This window comes from Microbacterium jejuense, from assembly GCF_019511665.1.
GTDB lineage: Bacteria > Actinomycetota > Actinomycetes > Actinomycetales > Microbacteriaceae > Microbacterium > Microbacterium jejuense_A.
Map to the genome: position 1 here is coordinate 24645 of NZ_JAEUAW010000004.1, position 17449 is coordinate 42093.

Here is a 17449-nt window from a genome sequence, read left to right on the forward strand (position 1 = left end):
CCGCCAGTCTAGGGGTTCGCGCTGACTCGCGTTGAGCACGACGGTGCCGCGAACGCCGTGCCCGCCCCCGGGGGCGGAGAACCTTAGCGTATTTCGCCTGTGGTATCCTGGAGGTTGCCGAAAGGACATAACTCCATGCTTTTTGAGGTTGGCGAGACGGTCGTCTACCCCCACCACGGGGCGGCAACGATCATCGAGGTCAAAGACCGGATCATCAAGGGCGAGACGAAGAAGTACCTGAAGCTCAACGTCACGCAGGGTGATCTCATCATCGAAGTACCCGCAGAGAACGTCGATCTCGTCGGGGTTCGCGACGTCATCGGCAAGGAGGGCCTCGACAGGGTCTTCGAGGTGCTGCGCGCGCCGTTCACGGAAGAGCCGACGAACTGGTCCCGCCGTTACAAGGCGAACCTGGAGAAGCTCGCCTCCGGTGACGTCATCAAGGTCAGCGAGGTCGTGCGCGACCTGTGGCGCCGCGATCAGGACCGCGGCCTGTCGGCGGGTGAGAAGCGCATGCTGGCGAAGGCCAAGCAGATCCTCGTCTCCGAGCTGGCGCTCGCTGAGAAGACCGACGAGGAGCAGGCCAGCGTCATCCTCGACGAGGTCCTCGCAAGCTGAGACTTCTGGAACGGCGTCCCCGGCAGGGGGCGCCGTTTCACTGTGTCCGGACGCGGGCTCTCGGCGCCGCTCGCGGTAGCGTGAACGGGTGAGCATCCTCCCCGTCCCGCGTGTCGGAATCGTCGTCGTGGCGGCCGGATCGGGCACCCGCCTCGGTGCCGGGGGGCCCAAGGCCTTCGTCGGGATCGACCGGCACAGCATCCTGCGCCACGCCCTCGACGGCGTCTTCTCCGCACCGTCTGCGCAGGTCGTCGTCGTCGCGCCCGCCGGACGCGAGGGCGACGCCCGGACGGAGGCGATCGAGGCAGCGGGCGACCGCGCCGACCTCGTCACGGTCGTGACGGGCGGCACCACGCGTCAGGAATCGGTGGCGGCGGGGCTCGCCGCGCTCTGGGGCGACGTCGAGGTCGTGCTCGTCCACGACGCTGCTCGCGCGCTCACTCCGCCCGAGGTGTTCTCCCGCGTGATCGGCGCGATCGACGCCGGGGCCGCCGGGGCGATCCCGGTGCTGCCGGTCATCGACACGATCAAGCGCGTCTCGGGCGACGAGATCCTCGCCGCGGTGGATCGCTCAGAGCTCGCGGCCGCGCAGACGCCGCAGGGATTCCGCCGTGATGTGCTCGACGCGGCATACGCCGCGGCGATCGACGACTTCACCGACGACGCGGCGCTGGTCGCCCAAGCCGGGCATGCCGTGTCGGCCGTGCCGGGGCATCCCCTCGCCTTCAAGATCACGACCGGGGCGGACCTCGACCGTGCGCGGCACCTGGTCGGCGCCGACACGGCGGCGGTCGCACTGCCGCGCGTGGGCATCGGCACCGACGTGCACGCGTTCGGCGGAGACGGCGTCCTGCGGCTGGCGGGCCTGGAGTGGCCGGGTGAGCGGGCCCTGTCGGGGCATTCCGACGGGGATGCCGTCGCCCACGCGATCGTCGACGCCCTGCTGTCGGCGGCCGGGCTGGGCGACATCGGCACGCACTTCGGCACCAATCAGCCCGAGTACGCCGGCGCGCACGCCGAGGCGTTCCTCCGCCGCACGGCGGAGATCCTTCGCGCGGCGGGGTGGCGCGCGGGCAACGTGTCGGTGCAGGTGCAGGCGAACCGGCCGCGCTTCGCCGCGCGGCGCGTGGAGGCCGAGCAGGTGCTGTCGGACGCGCTCGGGGGAGTGCCGGTGTCGGTGTCGGCCACGACCACCGACGGCCTGGGCTTCACGGGCCGCACCGAGGGTGTGTCCGCCCTCGCCGTGGCGATCGTCATCCCCGCCTGACCGTCGCGCGGACGGCGTCTCTGCGACCTGACATCCCGTTCACTTGCGCTGTTCGTACGCGAAGACCCCGTTCGGCCGTGCGTCCAGCGCATGTGAACCGATTCAGAGCGTCAGGGTCATGAAGCGGGAGTGCGGATCGGGCCGATAGCCCTCGAACGCCTCGCAGTCGACGAACCCCGCGCTCTCGTACAGACGGTGTGCCGGGGCGAAGTCCTCCGTGGTGCCGGTCTCGAGCCACAGGCTCGTCATGCCGCGCTCGCGGGCCGAGCGGACGACGTGCTCCAGCAGCGCGCGACCCACGCCCGCCCCGCGGAAGCCGTCGTCGACCCGCATCGACTTGATCTCTCCGCGATCGGCCGCGAGTTCCCGCAGCGCTGCGATCCCGGCGATCCGATCCTCGGCCCACGCCGACCACACCGAGATGCCCGGACGGCGCAGCGCGTCGACGTCGAGCGCATGCACGCTCTCGGGCGGGGCGGTCCCCCTCAACGCCGCGAGGTGGAAGGCGACGAGGCGACGGGTGGCGTCGCCGCTCAGGTCGTCGGAACGGATCTCGATGGTGCTCTGCATGACGCGCCCAGTGTGCCACGCGCGTATTGCCGCGCTGTTTCGCGCGTCAGGCCTCGACGGCGAACGGCTCGGGGTCGCGGGGCGCCCGCGATCCCCACGCCAGCAGCGCGAGGCCCGCGGCGAGCACGACGAGACCGGCGATCGCGAGCGGTGAGAGCCGTTCGCCCAGCACCACGATCCCCAGGATGCCGGCGGTCAGCGGCTCGCCGAGCGTCAGTGTCGCGGCCGTGGCCGCCGTCAGCCCGCTGAGGCCCCACGTGAACAGCACGTAGGCGATCGCGATCGTGCCGATGCCGAGCCACAGCGCCATCGTGAGCCCGCGGGGCGTGCCGAGCCATGAGAGGTCGACGAACGGCACCGCGACGGCGCACAGCACGGCCGAGCCGGCACCCATGGCGCCCACGACCGTGAAGGGGTCCCAGCCGTCGTCGAGCAGGCGCCGCTGCGCGTTCGCGATGACCGCGAACGACGCGCCCGCCCCGATCGAGCCGAGGAGGCCCACGGCGTCGGTGCCGCCGCCGGAGCCGGCCTCGCCGCCGAACCCCAGCAGCACGACGCCGAGCGTCGCGAGGGCGGTCGCGCCCATCCACGTCGGGCTCGGCATCCTTCTGGTCAGCCCCCATTCGAGCAGTCCCGCGAGGATCGGGGCCGAGCCGAGTGCGACGACCGTCCCGACGGCGACGCCGTTGCGCTCGGTGCCCACGAAGAACAGCGGCTGGTAGAGCGCCAGGCACGCACCGGTCAGCGCCATGAGCGCGAGCGGTCGCGCGCTCAGCCGCGGGCGGACCGCACCGGAGTGACGCCGCGCGTGACGTGCGGCGAGCGTGAAGGCGATGAGCGCGAGCCCCGTGCCCCCGATCACCATGCGCATGACGCCGATCGACAGGGGCGTGGTGCCCTCGGGACCGAGCGCCTGCGAGGTTCCGGTGGTGCCGAACAGCAGCGCGGCGGCGAGGACGGCGAGGACGTGCAGCACGGTCAAGTTCTACCAGGCGCACCGGCCGTCGCGACCCGCTGCTTCCCAGGGGCGCGCCGGTAGGCTGGTGCAGTGACGGTTCAGCTCTATGACACCAAGGCGCAGGCCCTGCGCGACTTCGTGCCGCTCGACCCCGGGAACGTCACGATCTACGTGTGCGGGCCGACCGTCCAGTCCGGACCCCACATCGGGCACCTGCGCGGCGCACTGAGCTTCGACATCCTCCGTCGCTGGCTCGCGCATCGGTACGGCCGCGTGACGTTCGTGCGCAACGTCACCGACATCGACGACAAGGTGCTCGCCAATGCCACCGACGGTGAGCCGTGGTGGGCGCTCGCGTACCGCATGGAGCAGGAGTTCACCCGCGCGTACGCCGCGATCGGCATCCTCGCGCCGACGTACGAGCCGCGGGCGACGGCATCCATCCCGCAGATGCAGGAGCTGATCCAGCGGCTGATCGACGCCGGGCACGCGTACCCCGCCGACCCCGCCTCGGACGCCGCCGGCGACGTGTACTTCGACGTGCGCTCGTGGTCCGCCTACGGATCGCTCACCAACCAGTCGCTCGACGCGATGGAGCCCGCCTCGGACGCCGATCCGCGCGGCAAGCGCGACCCGCGCGACTTCGCGCTGTGGAAGGGCGGCAAGACCGACGAGCCCGCCTCGGCGAGCTGGGAGTCGCCGTGGGGCGCCGGCCGTCCGGGCTGGCACATCGAGTGCTCGGCGATGTCTCGGCGCTACCTCGGCGACGAGTTCGACATCCACGGCGGCGGGCTCGACCTGCGCTTCCCGCACCACGAGAACGAGCTCGCCCAGTCCACGGCGGCCGGGGACGCGTTCGCGCGGTACTGGGTGCACAACGGCCTCGTCACGGTCGCCGGGCAGAAGATGTCGAAGTCGCTCTTCAACTTCATCCTCGCCGAGGACGTGCTGCGCGAACGCGACCCGCTCGTCGTGCGCTACGCGCTCGCCGCCGCACACTACCGTTCCAGCCTCGACATCACCGCCTCGACCTTCGACGAGGCAGAGGCCGCGATCGACCGCATCCGGACGTTCCTCGAGCGCGCCGTGCGCACGCTGCGCGACGACGCCGACGACGTGATCGTGGATGCCGTCGTCCCTGCGCGCTTCGCGGCCGCCCTCGACGACGATCTGGGCGTGCCCCAGGCGCTCGCCGTGCTGCACGAGACGGTGCGCGAGGGCAACACGGCGCTCGACGCGGGCGATCGGGATGCCGCCCTTCGTGCCTTCGCGGATGTCGCGGTGATGACCGGCATCCTCGGGATCGACCCCCTCGATCCGCAGTGGCGGGCGGCGGACGCGTCGGCGGCGGCATCCGCGCTCGACACGCTCGTGAAGACGATGATCGCCCAGCGCGCCGATGCGCGCGCGGCGAAGGACTGGGCGGCGGCCGACCGCATCCGCGACGCGATCGCGGCGGCGGGCATCGTCCTCGAAGATTCAGCAGACGGAACACACTGGAGTTACAGCGATGGCTAAGCCAGGCCGCCCCGGAGCGGGCAACAGCAAGAAGAAGGGCGCCCAGAAGGGCACCGGCGGGCACAGCCGCAAGGCGCTGGAGGGGCGCGGCCCGACCCCGAAGGCCGAGGACCGCGCCTGGCACGTCGCCGGCAAGCGGAAGGCCGCGGCCGAGCGCTACGCCGCCGCAGGCGGCAAGGGCAAGCCCGGCCAGAAGCCCCAGGGGTCGAACCCGAACCGGTCGGGCAAGTCGAAGGCCGGTGACGACACCGAGACCGTCACTGGGCGCAACTCGGTGCTCGAGGCGCTGCGCGCGAAGATCCCGGCCACGGCGTTCTACATCGCGCAGCGGGTCGAGATGGACGACCGCGTGAAAGAGATGCTGTCGATCGCGACCCACCGCGGCATCCCCGTGCTCGAGGTCACCCGCCCCGAGCTCGACCGCATGGCGGGCTTCGACGGCGTCCACCAGGGCGTCGCGCTCAAGGTGCCGCCGTACGAGTACGCGCACCCTCAGGACCTGCTCGAAGAGATCATCGACGGCGGCGCCGTGCCGCTGCTGATCGCTCTCGACGGCGTCACGGATCCCCGCAACCTCGGCGCCATCATCCGCTCCACCGCGGCGTTCGGCGGTCAGGGAGTGATCGTGCCCCAGCGCCGTTCGGCGGGCGTCAACTCGGCCGCGTGGAAGACCAGCGCCGGTGCGGCCGCGCGCATCCCGGTCGCCGTCGCACCGAACCTGACGACGACGCTCAAGGAGTTCAAGAAGCAGGGCGTGTTCGTGCTCGGCCTCGACGGCGGCGGCGACGTGTCGCTTCCGGCGCTGCAGCTCGCAGACCGGCCGGTCGTGATCGTCGTGGGCTCCGAGGGCAAGGGGCTCTCGCGCCTGGTCACCGAGACGTGCGACCAGATCGTGTCGATCCCGATCTCGTCGGCCACCGAATCGCTGAACGCCGGCATCGCGGCGTCCGTCGCCCTGTACCAGGTGTCGTCGCTGCGCAGCGGCCAGCTGGCCTGATCCACCACACCGAAAGGCTCACGCAATGGCTCGCATCGCCGTCATCGGAGGCTCCGGCTACGCCGGCCGTCACATCGTCGCCGAGGCGGTGAGCCGCGGGCACACCGTGCTGTCGATCGCGCGGCGCATCCCGAGCGAGCGCCAGCCCGGTGCCATGTACATCGAGGGGTCGTTGACCGACGTCCCCTCGCTGCTCGCACAGCTCCAGGGTGTGGACGTCGTCGTCTCGGCGGTCGCCCCGCGCGGCGACATGGCGGGGCTCGTGCGCCCGAACATCGCGGCGCTCGTGTCGGCCCTGCCCGAGGGCGTGCGTATCGGCGTGATCGGCGGTGCGGGCGGCAGCCTCGTGACGGAGGGCGGCCAGCGCCTGGTGGACCTGCCGACCTTCTCGGAGGACTACAAGCCCGAGGCGCTCGAAGCGCTCGGCGTGCTCGAGGACCTGCAGTCGCTGTCGCCGGACGCTGCCGACTGGTTCTACATCCACCCGGCCGGCGGCTTCGGCGCGTGGAACCCGGGGGAGCGCACCGGCGAGTACCGCACGGGCGGCGACGTCGTCGTCACCGACGCGGAGGGCGAGTCGTACATCTCGGGGCCCGACCTCGCCGTCGCCATCGTCGACGAGATCGAGAACCCGCGGCACTCGCGCCGCCGCTTCACCGTCGGCTACTGACGGCGGGTCTCCGGTCAGACGAGGTCGCGCCAGTCGATGTCGTCGTCCTCGTCGTCATCGACGATGGGGCTCGATGACGTGATGACCGGCAGCGAGACCGTCTCGGTCGGCGGACCCATGAGGGTCGCCTCGTCACGACGGTGGCGCAGGACGTTGTCGATGTAGCTCGACAGCGCCTCTGCGAGCGGCACCGACTTGCCCTTCGCCTGCGACAGGTACCAGCGGTGCTCGAGCAGCTGATGGAAGACCTCGGCAGGCTCCAGCTTCGCGCGCAGGTCCCACGGGATCGCCTTGACGACCGGCTCGAACACCCGCGTCAGCCATTCGTGCGCGGCCATCTCCTCGTCGTCTCCGAGCCTCGAGACGCGCACCCGGAACTCGTCCAGATCGTTCAGCAGGCGGCGCGCCTGGTTCTCTTCGACGTCGAGACCGGTCAGCCGCAGCAGACGGCGCTGGTGGTGCCCGGCATCCACCACCTTCGGCTGGATCGAGACACGCGTGCCGTCCGCGGTCGTCTGGATCGACATCTCGCCGATGTCGAAGCCGAGGTCGTTCAGGCGCTGGACGCGCTGCGTGAGACGCCAGGCCTCGTCGGCGCGGAACGACTCCTCGTCGGTGAGGGCGGCCCACAGCGAATGGTACGACGACACGATGCCGTCGGCGATCGCGACGGCGTCGACGCCGCCTTCGAGGCGCCCACCGGCCTCGAGGTCCATGATCTCGCCCGCGATGTTGGTGCGGGCGACGTCGAGGTCGTGCGCGCGCTGGCCGGGTGTGAGGCCGCTCTCGTGCAGCTCGCCGGTCTCGGCGTCGACGAGGTACGCGGCGAAGGCGCCGGCGTCGCGGCGGAACAGCGTGTTGGACAGCGACACGTCGCCCCAGAAGAAGCCGACGTTGTGCAGGCGCACGAGCAGCAGCGCCAGGGCGTCCACGAGCCGCGTGGCGGTGTCGGGGCGCAGCACCTGGGTGAACAGCGCGCGGTAGGGGAGCGAGAACTTCAGATGCGCCGTGACGAGCGCCGCCGGGAGCGGTGTGCCGTCGGCATCCTTCCGTCCCGCGATGACGGCGACCCGTTCGACGCACGGGACGTCGAGACGGGCGAGGTTGCCGAGCATGTCGTACTCGCGCCGCGCCATCGCCCCGGTCGTCTCTTTGATCGCGACGACGCGGCCCGACAGGTTCGCGAAACGGACGAGGTGGCGTGAGATGCCCTTGGGGAGGAAGACGATGTGGTTCGAGGGCCACTCGCCGAGCGGTGTCGACCACGGCAGGGTGAGCAGGCCGGGATCGACACTGCTCGCGGTGATGCTCAACGCGTCGGACAACGCGCCTCCTCGTCGTCAGGTTCGGCGGGAACAGCGCGACGGCGCGGGGGGAGTGACTCCCGCCCGCGCCGTCGCGAAGGAACTGCTTACGCCGAAGCGATGGCCTTGTCGGTGAGGCGCTCGCCCGACTCGATGTCGAAGACGTGCACGTGACCGGGGACCGGAGCCAGCGTGACCTTGTCGCCCGCGTTCGGGTGACGACGGCCGTCGACGCGCGCGACGATGTCGGTGCGCTTGCCGTCGACGTCGGCGTGGCCGTACAGGTAGCCGTCCGCGCCGAGCTCCTCGACGAGGTCGACCGTGACCGTGAGGCCCTTGCCGTCCTCGGGAGCGACCTGGATGTCCTCGGGGCGCACACCGATGGTGACATCCGAGCCGTGCGCCTTGCCGAGCGTGTCGGCCTCGACGCCGACGACCTTGTCGCCGAACTGGACGCCGCCCTCGGCGATGCTCGCCGGGAACAGGTTCATGGCGGGCGAGCCGATGAAGCCGGCGACGAACACGTTGTTCGGCTTCTCGTAGAGGTCGCGCGGGGTGCCGACCTGCTGCAGGAGGCCGTCCTTGAGGACCGCGATGCGGTCACCCATGGTGAGGGCCTCGGTCTGGTCGTGCGTGACGTAGACGGTCGTGACGCCGAGGCGGCGCTGCAGCGACGCGATCTGCGTGCGGGTCTGGACGCGGAGCTTGGCGTCGAGGTTCGACAGCGGCTCGTCCATGAGGAACACCTGCGGCTGACGGACGATCGCGCGGCCCATCGCGACACGCTGACGCTGACCACCCGAGAGGGCCTTCGGCTTGCGGGTCAGGTACTCCTCGAGGTCGAGGAGCTTCGCGGCCTCGAGGACGCGGGCGGCGCGCTCCTCCTTGCCGACGCCGGCGATCTTCAGGGCGAAGCCCATGTTCTCGGCGACGGTCATGTGCGGGTACAGCGCGTAGTTCTGGAACACCATCGCGATGTCGCGGTCCTTCGGCGGGACGTCGGTGACGTCGCGGTCGCCGATGAGGATGCGGCCCGAGTTGACCTCTTCGAGGCCGGCCAGCATGCGCAGCGAGGTGGACTTGCCACAGCCCGACGGGCCGACGAGAACCAGGAACTCGCCGTCGGCGACCTCGAGGTTCAACTTGTCGACCGCGGGGCGCGTGCCCCCGGGGTAAAGGCGGGTTGCGTTGTCAAACGTGACGGACGCCATGTTCTCTTCTCCTTCACCGGCAGGTACGTGCCGGACGATCCGTAGTGATGGAATGAGCGGGGGCTTTCCCGCACGCCCGTCATCGGGCGCTCGCATCAGTATGCCACGCGCCATGACACACCGCGCACGGAGGTTGCGTCTGGGCATTTCCCAGGGTGGCTGGCTAGCATCGTGGACGGCCGCTTTCCCGTGTGGCCCCGCGCAGTTTCTCCGCCCCGCAGCCCGCGAGACGGCTTCGCCACGAGAGGTTCCATGTCGAGCGACGAGTCAACGAACGCCGCGTCCAGCGAGCGCCGAGACGCCGTGCGCGAGAAGGCGCAGCAGGTGAAGGCGCGCCAGTCGCGTGCCCGGGCCATCCGCCGGACGACGCTGGTCACCCTGGGTGTCGCCGTGATCGCTGCGGTGGCCGTCGTGGTGACGTGGACCGTCTCTTCGAGCGCCTCCAAGCCGATGGCCGATCCGTCGAACGTGGCGGGCGGCTTCGTGGTCACCGGCGTGACGGGCACCGGCGTGCCGACGACCGAGAACGGTGCCGGCGCGGCCGAGGCGACGCCCGCCCCGACAGGCGACGCGGCAGCGACGGCGGCGGAGCCGACCCCGACGGCGACGCCGACAGAGGCCCCGGCCGTCGACATCCGCGTCTACGTCGACTACCTGTCGAGCGGATCCCGCGACTTCCAGGTCGCCAACGTCAAGCAGCTGTCGCAGTGGGTGGACTCGGGTGCGGCGACGCTGACCTACTACCCGGTGGCGATGCTCACGGCGAAGTCCAACGGCACGAAGTACTCGCTCCGCGCCGCCGGCGCCGCCGCGTGCGTCGCACAGAACTCGCCGGACTACTTCTTCGCGTTCAACAACGCGCTGCTCACGCAGCAGCCGAGCGTCGACTCCGACGGGCTCAGCGACTCGGAGCTGGCCGACCTCGCGCAGGCGGTGGGCGTCGACGGGCCCAAGGTGGTGCGCAGCTGCATCGAGTCGCAGTCGTACGCGCCGTGGGTCAAGACCGCGACCGAGCAGGCGCTCAAGGAGCTTCCCGATTCGGGCGGCGTCGCCCTCACCGCGACCCCGATGATCCTCGTCAACGGCACGCAGTACGTCGGCAAGATCGACGACCCCAAGGAGTTCGCGCAGTTCGTGCTGACGGTCGCGAGCGACTCGTACTACAAGGCGACGCCCACGCCGACGGTCACCCCCGCACCGTGACCCGCGGCGCCCGTGATGACGGGCGCGGGACGGGCGCCGCTAGACTGGGCGCTCTGCCGGCTTGGCGCAATTGGTAGCGCACCGTACTTGTAATACGGGGGTTGCAGGTTCAAGTCCTGTAGCCGGCACCGACGATGTGGCGCCGAACGCGGCGGTTCAGACCCTGTGCACGCTCAGCAGCTGCCATCCCTCGGGCACCTTCGCCTCCAGGGCGGCCTGGTCTTCGGCCTCGATCTGCTCGACGCCGTCGCGACGCGCGATGGTGGCCGTCGAGGTGAGCAGCTGCGAGCCCTTCGGCATCGCGGCGGGCACGTCGACGACCATCCAGCCGGCGGGCAGCTGCGCGTCCACGGCGGCGCGGAGGGCGGCGAGCGACTCGCCCTGCACCTCGAACGTGCGGGTCTCGACGGGACGGATGCGACCGATCAGCATGCCCTCCACTCTACGAAGAGGGGACGGCGTCCTCGGCGGCGGCGCGGGTCAGTCGGCCGGCACGAACGTGATCGTGACGGGCGTCGCGCCGGTCGCGCGGTCGAACACGATGTTTCCCGTGATCCTCGCGGGGCCGCCCTCCGACGGGCCGATCTGCGCCGTGAACGTCTCGCCGTCGCCGGTCCGGTTGAACTCGCCGAGCTGTGCCGTCAGCGGATCCAGCTGTGCGGCATCCCAGCCGAAGTCCGGGCCGAGCGCACGCAGGTAGTTCAGCGCTCCGCTCCAGTTGCTGGTCACGTCGGGGACGAACGTGATCGATGCCAGCTCGCCGTCGACGCTCGTGGCGGTGAGGCCCGAGATGTCGTCCAGCACGTACAGCTCGTCGCCCGCGGCGACGACGGCGCGCACCGGGCGACGGAACTCCGCGGACTTCTCGCCGTCGGCGGGCAGTCCGAGCTCGGCGGCAGACAGGCCGCCCTCGCCGATGCGCACCTTGAACGTCCCCGAGACGTTGACGTAGTCGAAGCCGGTGTCGGTGAGCATGCTCGATCCGTCCGAGGCCCGCTGATCGTCGGATGCCGCCGGTCGATCCTGTGCCCACCACGAACCCTGGATCGCGAGGGAGGCGACCACGACGCCCGCGATGATCAGCACGAGCACCGTGGCGGGAAGCCACGTGAGGAGTGTTCGGGTTCGCGACGAGACGGGCACGTTCCAGGGTAACTCCCGCGCTCCGAGGCGCGGGAGGCGGCGGGACCCCACGCGACGGCAGGGCATGATTGTTCGGTGACCGAACGCCGCCTGCCCGCCTGGATGGGCCTCGGCGCGGCGGCCGTCATCGGCGTCCTCACGGCGATCCAGGCGCGCATCAACGGCCAGCTCGGCACGCGGCTGGGCGACGGCTTCACCGCTGCCGTCATCTCGTTCGGCTCCGGGCTCGTGGTGCTGATCGTGCTCTCGCTCGTCATCCCGCAGGGCCGCCGCGGCTTCGCGGCGCTGGTGGCCGGACTGCGGCGACGCGAACCGGACGGGCGGCGGGGCATCCCGTTCTGGATGCTGTGCGGCGGGATCGCCGGCGCGCTCTCGGTCGCGACGCAGTCGCTCGCGGTCGGCATCATCGGCGTCGCGCTGTTCACGGTCGGCGTCGTCGCCGGGCAGACGGTGAGCGGACTGCTGCTCGACCGTTCCGGCATCGGGCCCGCCGGCGTCGTCGCGGTGACGCCCGCGCGACTCGTCGGGGGAGCGCTCGCGATGCTCGCCGCCGCCGTGTCGCTCGCGGGCGGCGTGCACGCACCGCCCGTGCTCATCGTGCTGCCGTTCCTCGTCGGCGCGGGCATCGCCTGGCAGTCCGCCGTCAACGGACGCCTGCGCCAGCGCGTCGGCACGCCGCTGACCGCCACGCTCGTCAACTTCATCGGCGGCACGGTCGTCCTCGGCGTCGCGGAGCTCGTGCACTCGTTCACCGTGGCGCCCCCGCCGACGGAGTACCCGGCCGAGCCGTGGCTCTACATCGGCGGCGTCATCGGCGTGACCTACATCTTCCTCGCCGCCGCGCTCGTGCCCTACACCGGCGTGCTGCTGCTCGGGCTCGGCACCGTCGTCGGGCAGGTCGTGACGTCCGTGGTGATCGATGCGCTGTGGCCCACTGCTGCCGCTCCCGCACTGTGGCAGTCGCTGCTGATGTCGTCGCTCGCGATCCTGTCTGTCGTGGTCGCCGCCGTGCCCTGGCGCTGGACGCGCGGCGGGCGCTGAGGCCGCAGCACCGGCTCGGCGGCCCGACGCACCCGGCTCGGGAGCGTGATGGAATGGAGAGGCCCGGCCCGCCGGTACCCCGACCGCGCCACGAGCCGACGAAGAAAGAGTGAGATGTCTGCAGATCCGTACGGCAGCGGCCCCGAGGTCCTCGATCCCGAAGACGACCTGCGCAGCAGGGTCGCTGTGCGTCCCGCCCGCCACCGTCCGGTCGACCCGTCGATCGCCCGTTCGTGGCTGCTGGTGCCCGGGACGCGGACCGACACGTTCGACGACATGGCAGCCTCGCGCGCCGACGCCGTCGTGCTCGACATCGAGGACGCCGTCGACCCCAGCAACAAGCCGCAGGCGCGACAGGACGTCGCCGACTGGCTGCGGGCCGGCGGCCGAGCCTGGGTGCGGGTCAACGACGCCGCGAGTCCGTACTGGTCGGACGACCTCGCCGCGCTCGCCGGCATCCCGACGCTCCTGGGCGTCATGCTGGCCAAGACGGAGTCCGCCGACCAGGTGACGAGCACCTTCGACCGTCTCGGCGGCAGCGTCCCCGTGGTCGCCCTCGTCGAGTCGGCCCTGGGCATGGAGGACGCCGCCCACATCGCCCGCGCCCGCGGCGCCTTCCGGCTCGCTTTCGGCAGCGGCGACTTCCGCCGCGACACCGGCATGAGCGCCGACGCCGAGGCGATGGCCTACCCGCGTGCCCGGCTCGTGGTCGCCAGCCGAGTGGGCAATCTGCCGGGCCCCATCGACGGGCCGACGGTCGGCAACAGCATGCCGACGCTGCGCGAGCAGTCGGGCATCACGGTGTCGATGGGCATGACCGGCAAGCTGTGCCTGGCGGCGGAGCAGGCACCCGTCATCAACGAGGTCATCTGCCCCACCCCGAGCGAGGTGCTGTGGGCGATGGACTTCCTCGCCGATTTCGAAGGTCGCGGCCGCGTCATCCGCGACGGCAGCGACTTGCCGCGCCTCGGCCGCGCGCAGAAGATCGAGAAGCTGGCTCTCGCGTTCGGGGTCCACCCCACCTCGTAGGGGCCACCGCAACCGCATCGACTCGTCGAAAGGAACATCCCATGGGTGACGGCATCCACCTCTCCGCAGGCGACGCCAACCCGGGCTTCGCGCTGCCCGACGCCACCGGCGCCGTCGTGCGCCCCGAGGACTTCGCCGGCCGCAGGCTCGTCGTGTACTTCTACCCGGCTGCCTTCACGCCCGGCTGCACCACGGAGGCGTGCGACTTCCGCGACAACCTCGCGTCGCTGCAGGCCGCGGGCGTCGCCGTCGTCGGCATCTCGCCCGACTCGGTCGAGCGCCTGGCCGAGTGGGCGGAGGCCGAGCAGCTGACGTTCCCGCTGCTGTCGGACGCCGACCACGCCGTCGCCGAGGCCTGGGGCGCGTGGGGCACCAAGGTCGTGAACGGCGAAGAGCGCGTCGGCCTCATCCGCTCGACGTTCGTGCTCGACGCGGACGGCACGATCGAGTCGGCGGAGTACGGCGTCGACCCGAACGGCCACGTCGCCCGCCTGCGCGAGCAGCTCGCCGCCTGAGCTCGGGCGCGGCGGCCGTCAGGGCAGCGGGCTGAGGAACTCCCGCGCGTCGACGGCCTTGCGCCGTTCGGGCCGGGAGTTCTTCGGCTTGCCGCCGACGTACAGCCAGCCGAGGAGTTCCTCGTTCTTCTTGAGCCCGTGCAGCTTGGCGACCGCCTTCGACCGCGTGTAGTGGCCGGTGCGCCAGATGACGCCCCACCCCGCCTCGTCCAGCAGCAGGCTCATCAGGTGGGCCACGCCCGACGCGACGGCCTCCTGCTCCCACCGGGGCACCTTGTGGCTCTTGCGGTAGCTCGCGACCACGGCGATCAGCAGCGGCGCACGCAGCGGCTTCGACGAAGAGCCCTTCTCGCCGTCCGCCTTGTTGATGGCCCGGCCGAGCCGCTCGCGGTCGTCTCCGCGCAGCTCGATGAGCCGCCAGGGGCGCAGCGAGGAGTGGTCGGCCACACGGCCGGCGGCCGCGACGAAGCGCAGCAGCTCGTCGTGCGTGGGAGCCTCGTCGGTGACCTTCGACCACGAGCGGCGGGCGAGCGCCGCGTCCATCGCCGGGCTCACGCGCCCCGCGGGTCCGTGCGATGCGTCAGCGGCGTGTGCAGAGGGCGTCGGGACGGTCATCAGGCCTCGTCGGGCGTGAACTGCAGCGAGAGCGAGTTCATGCAGTAGCGGTCGCCCGTGGGCGTGCCGAAGCCGTCGGGGAACACGTGGCCCAGGTGCGAGCCGCAGTTCGCGCAGCGCACCTCGGTGCGCACCATGCCGTGGCTGGTGTCTTCGATCAGCTCGACGGCCTCGGGGCGCACGGACTCGTAGAAGCTCGGCCAGCCGCAGTGCGAGTCGAACTTGGTGCCGCTCTGGAACAGCTCCGCCCCGCATGCCGCGCACGTGTACAGGCCGGCGCGGCTCTCGTCGAGCAGCTCGCCGGTCCACGGCCGCTCGGTGCCCGCCTCGCGCAGCACCGCGTACTGCTCGGGCGACAGCTCGGCGCGCCACTGCTCGTCGCTCTTGTCAACGGCGTACGTCATGGGTCCTCCTCGGCACGCGTCGGGTTCGTGCACTGCACGTTCCATTCAACCCCAGCGCAGCGGGTCTCGGGCTGCGAGAGGATGACGGGATGGATGCCGCGACCGCCGATGACCCGATGGCCCGAGAACGCGCGGCCGATGAGCGAGAGCGCACGGTGGAGCGCTACGCGCGGTTCGCCCGCGATGAGGCGCCGGGGCGCTCCGCGCTCTATGCCGCGTGGGCGGACGGCGTCGCCGGCGACGCCGAGGTCGCCCGCATCCTCTCGCGCATCCCCGCGACCCGCCGCCAGCCGCCGCTCGTCTTCGCCGTCTCGCGCATGCTCGGGGCGCCCGAAGCCGGCTACGCGGCATGGGCCGCCTGGGTGCGCGCACATGACGAGCAGCTGGTGGCCGAGGCATCCACCCGCCGGCTGCAGACGAATGAGCCGCAGCGCTGCGCGGCGCTGCTGCCCGCTCTCGCCGGCGTCGACGGCCCGGTCGCGCTGCTCGAGGTCGGCGCGAGCGCGGGGCTGTGCCTGTACCCCGACCTCTACTCGTACTGCTACCGGGGGAGTGCCGGGGTCGTCGCGCTCGATCCCGATACGGGTCCGTCGACGGTCGTGCTGGAGTGCGACACGGAGGGTCATCCGCCCCTGCGGCTGCCGCACGTCGTGTGGCGCGCCGGCATCGACCTGCATCCGCTCGACGCGGCCGATCCGGCCGATCGTCGCTTTCTCACGAGTCTCGTGTGGCCGGGCGAGGACGGCCGCGCCGAGCGCATCGGCGCGGCGCTCGAAATCGTCGCGGCCGATCCTCCGATGCTCGTCACGGGTGACGCGACCGAGCCGGAGGTGCTGCGCGGGCTCGCCGCGCGGGCGCCGGAGGGTGCGACCCTCGTCGTCACGACCCCGGGCGTGCTCCCGCACATCGCCCGCGACGGCCGCGAGCGTCTGATCGCGACCATCCGCGACCTCGACGCGGTGTGGATCACGATCGATCCGCCGGCACTGCACGGAGGGCGGCATCCGGGCTCCGAGGACGGCCTCGTGCTCGCTCGGGACGCCGAGCCGCTTGCGACGGTGGATCCGCTCGGCGGATTCGTGCGCTGGCGCGCGTCGGACGACGGATCGGTGGATGCCGCGGGCTAGCGTGGCGGTGTGCCTCTGACCGACCGCGACCGCGCCCTCCTCGACTTCGAGGCCGAATGGCGGCGCCACGCGGGTGCGAAGGAGGAGGCCATCCGCGCCGAACTCGGACTGTCGCCGGCGCGGTACTACCAGCTGCTCGGGCGGCTCATCGACACGACCGACGCGCAGGAGCACGACCCGATGCTGGTCAAGCGTCTGCGCCGCCAGCGCGACGCGCGCGTGCACGAACGCGCCGCGCGCGCCGCCCGCTGACCGGATTGCACGCAGGCCGCACCCGCCGGACAGTCGGACCGGACGCACAGGTGCGGCCGGGTAACATCGACGGGTGCCGACCTCCCGTTACCCCCAGGATCGCTTCGACGACCTGCCGGAGACGGATCGCGTCGGCGCCCACCGGGCCGAGAACCCCCGCATGCGCGGATGGGTGGTGCTGCTGTGGGCCGCGCTCGCGACCGTCGTGCTCATCGCCGCCGGCATCTTCGGCACGCTGATCGCGTCGGGCCGCATCGAACTCGCGCCCACGCCGACCCCGACGAGCACCCCGCTGCCCGAGGTCGCGCCCGTCAAGGACACGACCTACCAGGTGCAGATCCTCAACGCGACGCCCGAGCAGGGCCTCGCCACCCAGCTCAAGGATGACGTCGTCGCGGCCGGCTGGCCCGAGGACGCGGTGACCGCCGGCGAGGCGGGCTCGCAGGACTTCCCCACGACGACCGTCTTCTACAGCACCCCCGCCGACGAGGCCGCCGCGAAGGGCCTCGCCGAGGCGATCGGCGGCGCGGCGACCGAACAGAGCGACGCCTACGTGGCGGCATCGCCGGACGCGAAGCTGCTCACCATCGTGGTGGGTCTCGACCGCACCGCTGCCGGGCAGTCGCCCGCACCCACGCCCTGACGCGCGGCCGCGTGTTTCGCGCCGGTAAACACTTGTGTGCCTGCGTGTCAACAAGTGACGAAAACGCCGCGGTCGCCGGTGCCGTCCTGCATACGATGAAGCCCTGCACCGCCGGCTACAGGAGAAACACGCATGACCCAGGGCACCGTGAAATGGTTCAACGCCGAGAAGGGATTCGGCTTCATCACCGTCGCCGACGGCCAGGATGTCTTCGTCCACTACTCGAACATCGACATGTCGGGCTTCCGCGTGCTCGAAGAGGGCCAGACGGTGGAGTTCACCGTCGGCTCCGGCCAGAAGGGCCCGCAGGCCGAGTCGGTGCGCGTCGTCTGAAGACCACCGTGCGCGCTTCGCGCTGAACGAT

21 protein-coding genes and 1 tRNA gene are annotated in these 17449 nt (G+C 71.5%); 14 read left to right on the plus strand and 8 right to left on the minus strand.

Features of this window, described 5'->3' with window-relative positions; translation table 11 throughout:
- Window positions 1–135 precede the first annotated feature (135 nt).
- Window positions 136–618: a CarD family transcriptional regulator gene (locus JNB62_RS06070; protein ID WP_220299983.1), complete on the plus strand. Its 483-nt coding sequence runs from the start codon at window positions 136–138 to the stop codon at window positions 616–618.
- An 88-nt stretch (window positions 619–706) separates the two neighbouring features.
- Window positions 707–1885 (plus strand): 2-C-methyl-D-erythritol 4-phosphate cytidylyltransferase, encoded by a 1179-nt coding sequence (ispD, locus tag JNB62_RS06075; protein ID WP_220299984.1) that lies wholly within the window; start codon window positions 707–709, stop codon window positions 1883–1885.
- 102 nt (window positions 1886–1987) lie between these two features.
- On the opposite strand, the gene JNB62_RS06080 is transcribed toward ispD, so the two are convergent.
- Both JNB62_RS06080 and JNB62_RS06085 read right to left on the minus strand, forming a co-directional pair.
- The gene (locus JNB62_RS06080) at window positions 1988–2455 is read right to left on the minus strand and encodes a GNAT family N-acetyltransferase (protein ID WP_220299985.1); all 468 of its coding nucleotides are present in this window, start codon (window positions 2453–2455) and stop codon (window positions 1988–1990) included.
- A gap of 46 nt (window positions 2456–2501) precedes the next feature.
- Window positions 2502–3431 carry a DMT family transporter gene (locus JNB62_RS06085; RefSeq protein WP_220299986.1) on the minus strand — a complete coding sequence of 310 codons (930 nt, stop codon included), beginning with the start codon at window positions 3429–3431 and terminating at the stop codon, window positions 2502–2504.
- Between the two features lie 72 nt (window positions 3432–3503).
- On the opposite strand from JNB62_RS06085, the gene cysS reads away from it, so the two are divergent.
- Genes cysS through JNB62_RS06100 form a run of 3 tightly spaced genes read left to right on the plus strand, consistent with a single transcriptional unit; the run spans window position 3504 to window position 6598 of the window.
- On the plus strand, window positions 3504–4931 hold the full coding sequence (cysS, locus tag JNB62_RS06090) for a cysteine--tRNA ligase (RefSeq protein ID WP_220299987.1): 1428 nt from the start codon (window positions 3504–3506) through the stop codon (window positions 4929–4931).
- Window positions 4924–5928 carry a 23S rRNA (guanosine(2251)-2'-O)-methyltransferase RlmB gene (rlmB, locus tag JNB62_RS06095; protein WP_220299988.1) on the plus strand — a complete coding sequence of 335 codons (1005 nt, stop codon included), beginning with the start codon at window positions 4924–4926 and terminating at the stop codon, window positions 5926–5928. The genes cysS and rlmB overlap by 8 nt, the downstream gene beginning before the upstream one ends.
- 25 nt (window positions 5929–5953) lie before the next feature.
- Window positions 5954–6598: an NAD(P)-dependent oxidoreductase gene (locus JNB62_RS06100; RefSeq protein WP_220299989.1), complete on the plus strand. Its 645-nt coding sequence runs from the start codon at window positions 5954–5956 to the stop codon at window positions 6596–6598.
- Between the two features lie 14 nt (window positions 6599–6612).
- Here JNB62_RS06100 and JNB62_RS06105 read toward each other — a convergent pair whose 3' ends face one another.
- Window positions 6613–7923, minus strand: coding sequence for a DUF4032 domain-containing protein (locus tag JNB62_RS06105; RefSeq protein WP_220299990.1), 1311 nt, complete (start codon window positions 7921–7923; stop codon window positions 6613–6615).
- A gap of 86 nt (window positions 7924–8009) precedes the next feature.
- On the minus strand, window positions 8010–9113 hold the full coding sequence (locus JNB62_RS06110; protein ID WP_220299991.1) for an ABC transporter ATP-binding protein: 1104 nt from the start codon (window positions 9111–9113) through the stop codon (window positions 8010–8012).
- Window positions 9114–9365: 252 nt separating this feature from the next.
- Here JNB62_RS06110 and JNB62_RS06115 point away from each other — a divergent pair, with 252 nt between their 5' ends.
- Complete coding sequence (locus JNB62_RS06115) at window positions 9366–10316, plus strand: DsbA family protein (RefSeq protein WP_220299992.1); 951 nt, start codon at window positions 9366–9368, stop codon at window positions 10314–10316.
- 55 nt (window positions 10317–10371) lie between these two features.
- Window positions 10372–10444 (plus strand) — tRNA-Thr (locus JNB62_RS06120).
- Between the two features lie 28 nt (window positions 10445–10472).
- On the opposite strand, the gene JNB62_RS06125 is transcribed toward JNB62_RS06120, so the two are convergent.
- Together JNB62_RS06125 and JNB62_RS06130 are read right to left on the minus strand one after the other, a co-directional pair.
- On the minus strand, window positions 10473–10748 hold the full coding sequence (locus JNB62_RS06125) for a hypothetical protein (RefSeq protein ID WP_220299993.1): 276 nt from the start codon (window positions 10746–10748) through the stop codon (window positions 10473–10475).
- Between the two features lie 48 nt (window positions 10749–10796).
- Window positions 10797–11459 (minus strand): hypothetical protein, encoded by a 663-nt coding sequence (locus JNB62_RS06130; protein ID WP_220299994.1) that lies wholly within the window; start codon window positions 11457–11459, stop codon window positions 10797–10799.
- Window positions 11460–11534: 75 nt separating this feature from the next.
- Between JNB62_RS06130 and JNB62_RS06135 the strand changes: the two genes are divergently transcribed.
- The 3 genes from JNB62_RS06135 (at window position 11535) to bcp (ending at window position 14044) form a co-directional block, all read left to right on the plus strand.
- The gene (locus tag JNB62_RS06135) at window positions 11535–12500 is read left to right on the plus strand and encodes a DMT family transporter (protein WP_308291736.1); all 966 of its coding nucleotides are present in this window, start codon (window positions 11535–11537) and stop codon (window positions 12498–12500) included.
- Between the two features lie 114 nt (window positions 12501–12614).
- A complete protein-coding gene (locus JNB62_RS06140) occupies window positions 12615–13529 on the plus strand; it encodes an HpcH/HpaI aldolase/citrate lyase family protein (protein WP_223230980.1) in 915 nt (304 codons plus the stop codon).
- Between the two features lie 41 nt (window positions 13530–13570).
- On the plus strand, window positions 13571–14044 hold the full coding sequence (gene bcp / locus JNB62_RS06145) for a thioredoxin-dependent thiol peroxidase (protein ID WP_220299995.1): 474 nt from the start codon (window positions 13571–13573) through the stop codon (window positions 14042–14044).
- 18 nt (window positions 14045–14062) lie between these two features.
- Here bcp and JNB62_RS06150 read toward each other — a convergent pair whose 3' ends face one another.
- Window positions 14063–14587, minus strand: a complete 525-nt coding sequence (locus JNB62_RS06150) for a nitroreductase family protein (protein ID WP_220300279.1) — start codon at window positions 14585–14587, stop codon at window positions 14063–14065.
- A 71-nt stretch (window positions 14588–14658) separates the two neighbouring features.
- Window positions 14659–15063: a peptide-methionine (R)-S-oxide reductase MsrB gene (msrB, locus tag JNB62_RS06155; RefSeq protein ID WP_220299996.1), complete on the minus strand. Its 405-nt coding sequence runs from the start codon at window positions 15061–15063 to the stop codon at window positions 14659–14661.
- Window positions 15064–15152: 89 nt separating this feature from the next.
- Between msrB and JNB62_RS06160 the strand changes: the two genes are divergently transcribed.
- From JNB62_RS06160 to JNB62_RS06175, 4 genes are all read left to right on the plus strand, one after another.
- A complete protein-coding gene (locus tag JNB62_RS06160) occupies window positions 15153–16190 on the plus strand; it encodes a DUF2332 domain-containing protein (protein ID WP_220299997.1) in 1038 nt (345 codons plus the stop codon).
- 9 nt (window positions 16191–16199) lie between these two features.
- Complete coding sequence (locus tag JNB62_RS06165) at window positions 16200–16442, plus strand: DUF3263 domain-containing protein (protein WP_220299998.1); 243 nt, start codon at window positions 16200–16202, stop codon at window positions 16440–16442.
- 73 nt (window positions 16443–16515) lie between these two features.
- Window positions 16516–17085 carry a LytR C-terminal domain-containing protein gene (locus tag JNB62_RS06170; protein ID WP_220299999.1) on the plus strand — a complete coding sequence of 190 codons (570 nt, stop codon included), beginning with the start codon at window positions 16516–16518 and terminating at the stop codon, window positions 17083–17085.
- Window positions 17086–17217: 132 nt separating this feature from the next.
- Window positions 17218–17418, plus strand: coding sequence for a cold-shock protein (locus JNB62_RS06175; RefSeq protein WP_045298154.1), 201 nt, complete (start codon window positions 17218–17220; stop codon window positions 17416–17418).
- Window positions 17419–17449 lie beyond the last annotated feature (31 nt).

Bases quoted from the DNA above. Each gene is read 5' to 3' on its own strand.
- JNB62_RS06070 (WP_220299983.1), top strand. From the start codon at position 136: ATGCTTTTTGAGGTTGGCGAGACGGTCGTCTACCCCCACCACGGGGCG.
- JNB62_RS06080 (WP_220299985.1), bottom strand. From the start codon at position 2,455: ATGCAGAGCACCATCGAGATCCGTTCCGACGACCTGAGCGGCGACGCC.
- rlmB (WP_220299988.1), top strand. From the start codon at position 4,924: ATGGCTAAGCCAGGCCGCCCCGGAGCGGGCAACAGCAAGAAGAAGGGC.
- JNB62_RS06100 (WP_220299989.1), top strand. From the start codon at position 5,954: ATGGCTCGCATCGCCGTCATCGGAGGCTCCGGCTACGCCGGCCGTCAC.
- JNB62_RS06110 (WP_220299991.1), bottom strand. From the start codon at position 9,113: ATGGCGTCCGTCACGTTTGACAACGCAACCCGCCTTTACCCCGGGGGC.
- JNB62_RS06115 (WP_220299992.1), top strand. From the start codon at position 9,366: ATGTCGAGCGACGAGTCAACGAACGCCGCGTCCAGCGAGCGCCGAGAC.
- JNB62_RS06125 (WP_220299993.1), bottom strand. From the start codon at position 10,748: ATGCTGATCGGTCGCATCCGTCCCGTCGAGACCCGCACGTTCGAGGTG.
- JNB62_RS06140 (WP_223230980.1), top strand. From the start codon at position 12,615: ATGTCTGCAGATCCGTACGGCAGCGGCCCCGAGGTCCTCGATCCCGAA.
- bcp (WP_220299995.1), top strand. From the start codon at position 13,571: ATGGGTGACGGCATCCACCTCTCCGCAGGCGACGCCAACCCGGGCTTC.
- JNB62_RS06150 (WP_220300279.1), bottom strand. From the start codon at position 14,587: ATGGACGCGGCGCTCGCCCGCCGCTCGTGGTCGAAGGTCACCGACGAG.
- msrB (WP_220299996.1), bottom strand. From the start codon at position 15,063: ATGACGTACGCCGTTGACAAGAGCGACGAGCAGTGGCGCGCCGAGCTG.
- JNB62_RS06160 (WP_220299997.1), top strand. From the start codon at position 15,153: ATGGATGCCGCGACCGCCGATGACCCGATGGCCCGAGAACGCGCGGCC.
- JNB62_RS06175 (WP_045298154.1), top strand. From the start codon at position 17,218: ATGACCCAGGGCACCGTGAAATGGTTCAACGCCGAGAAGGGATTCGGC.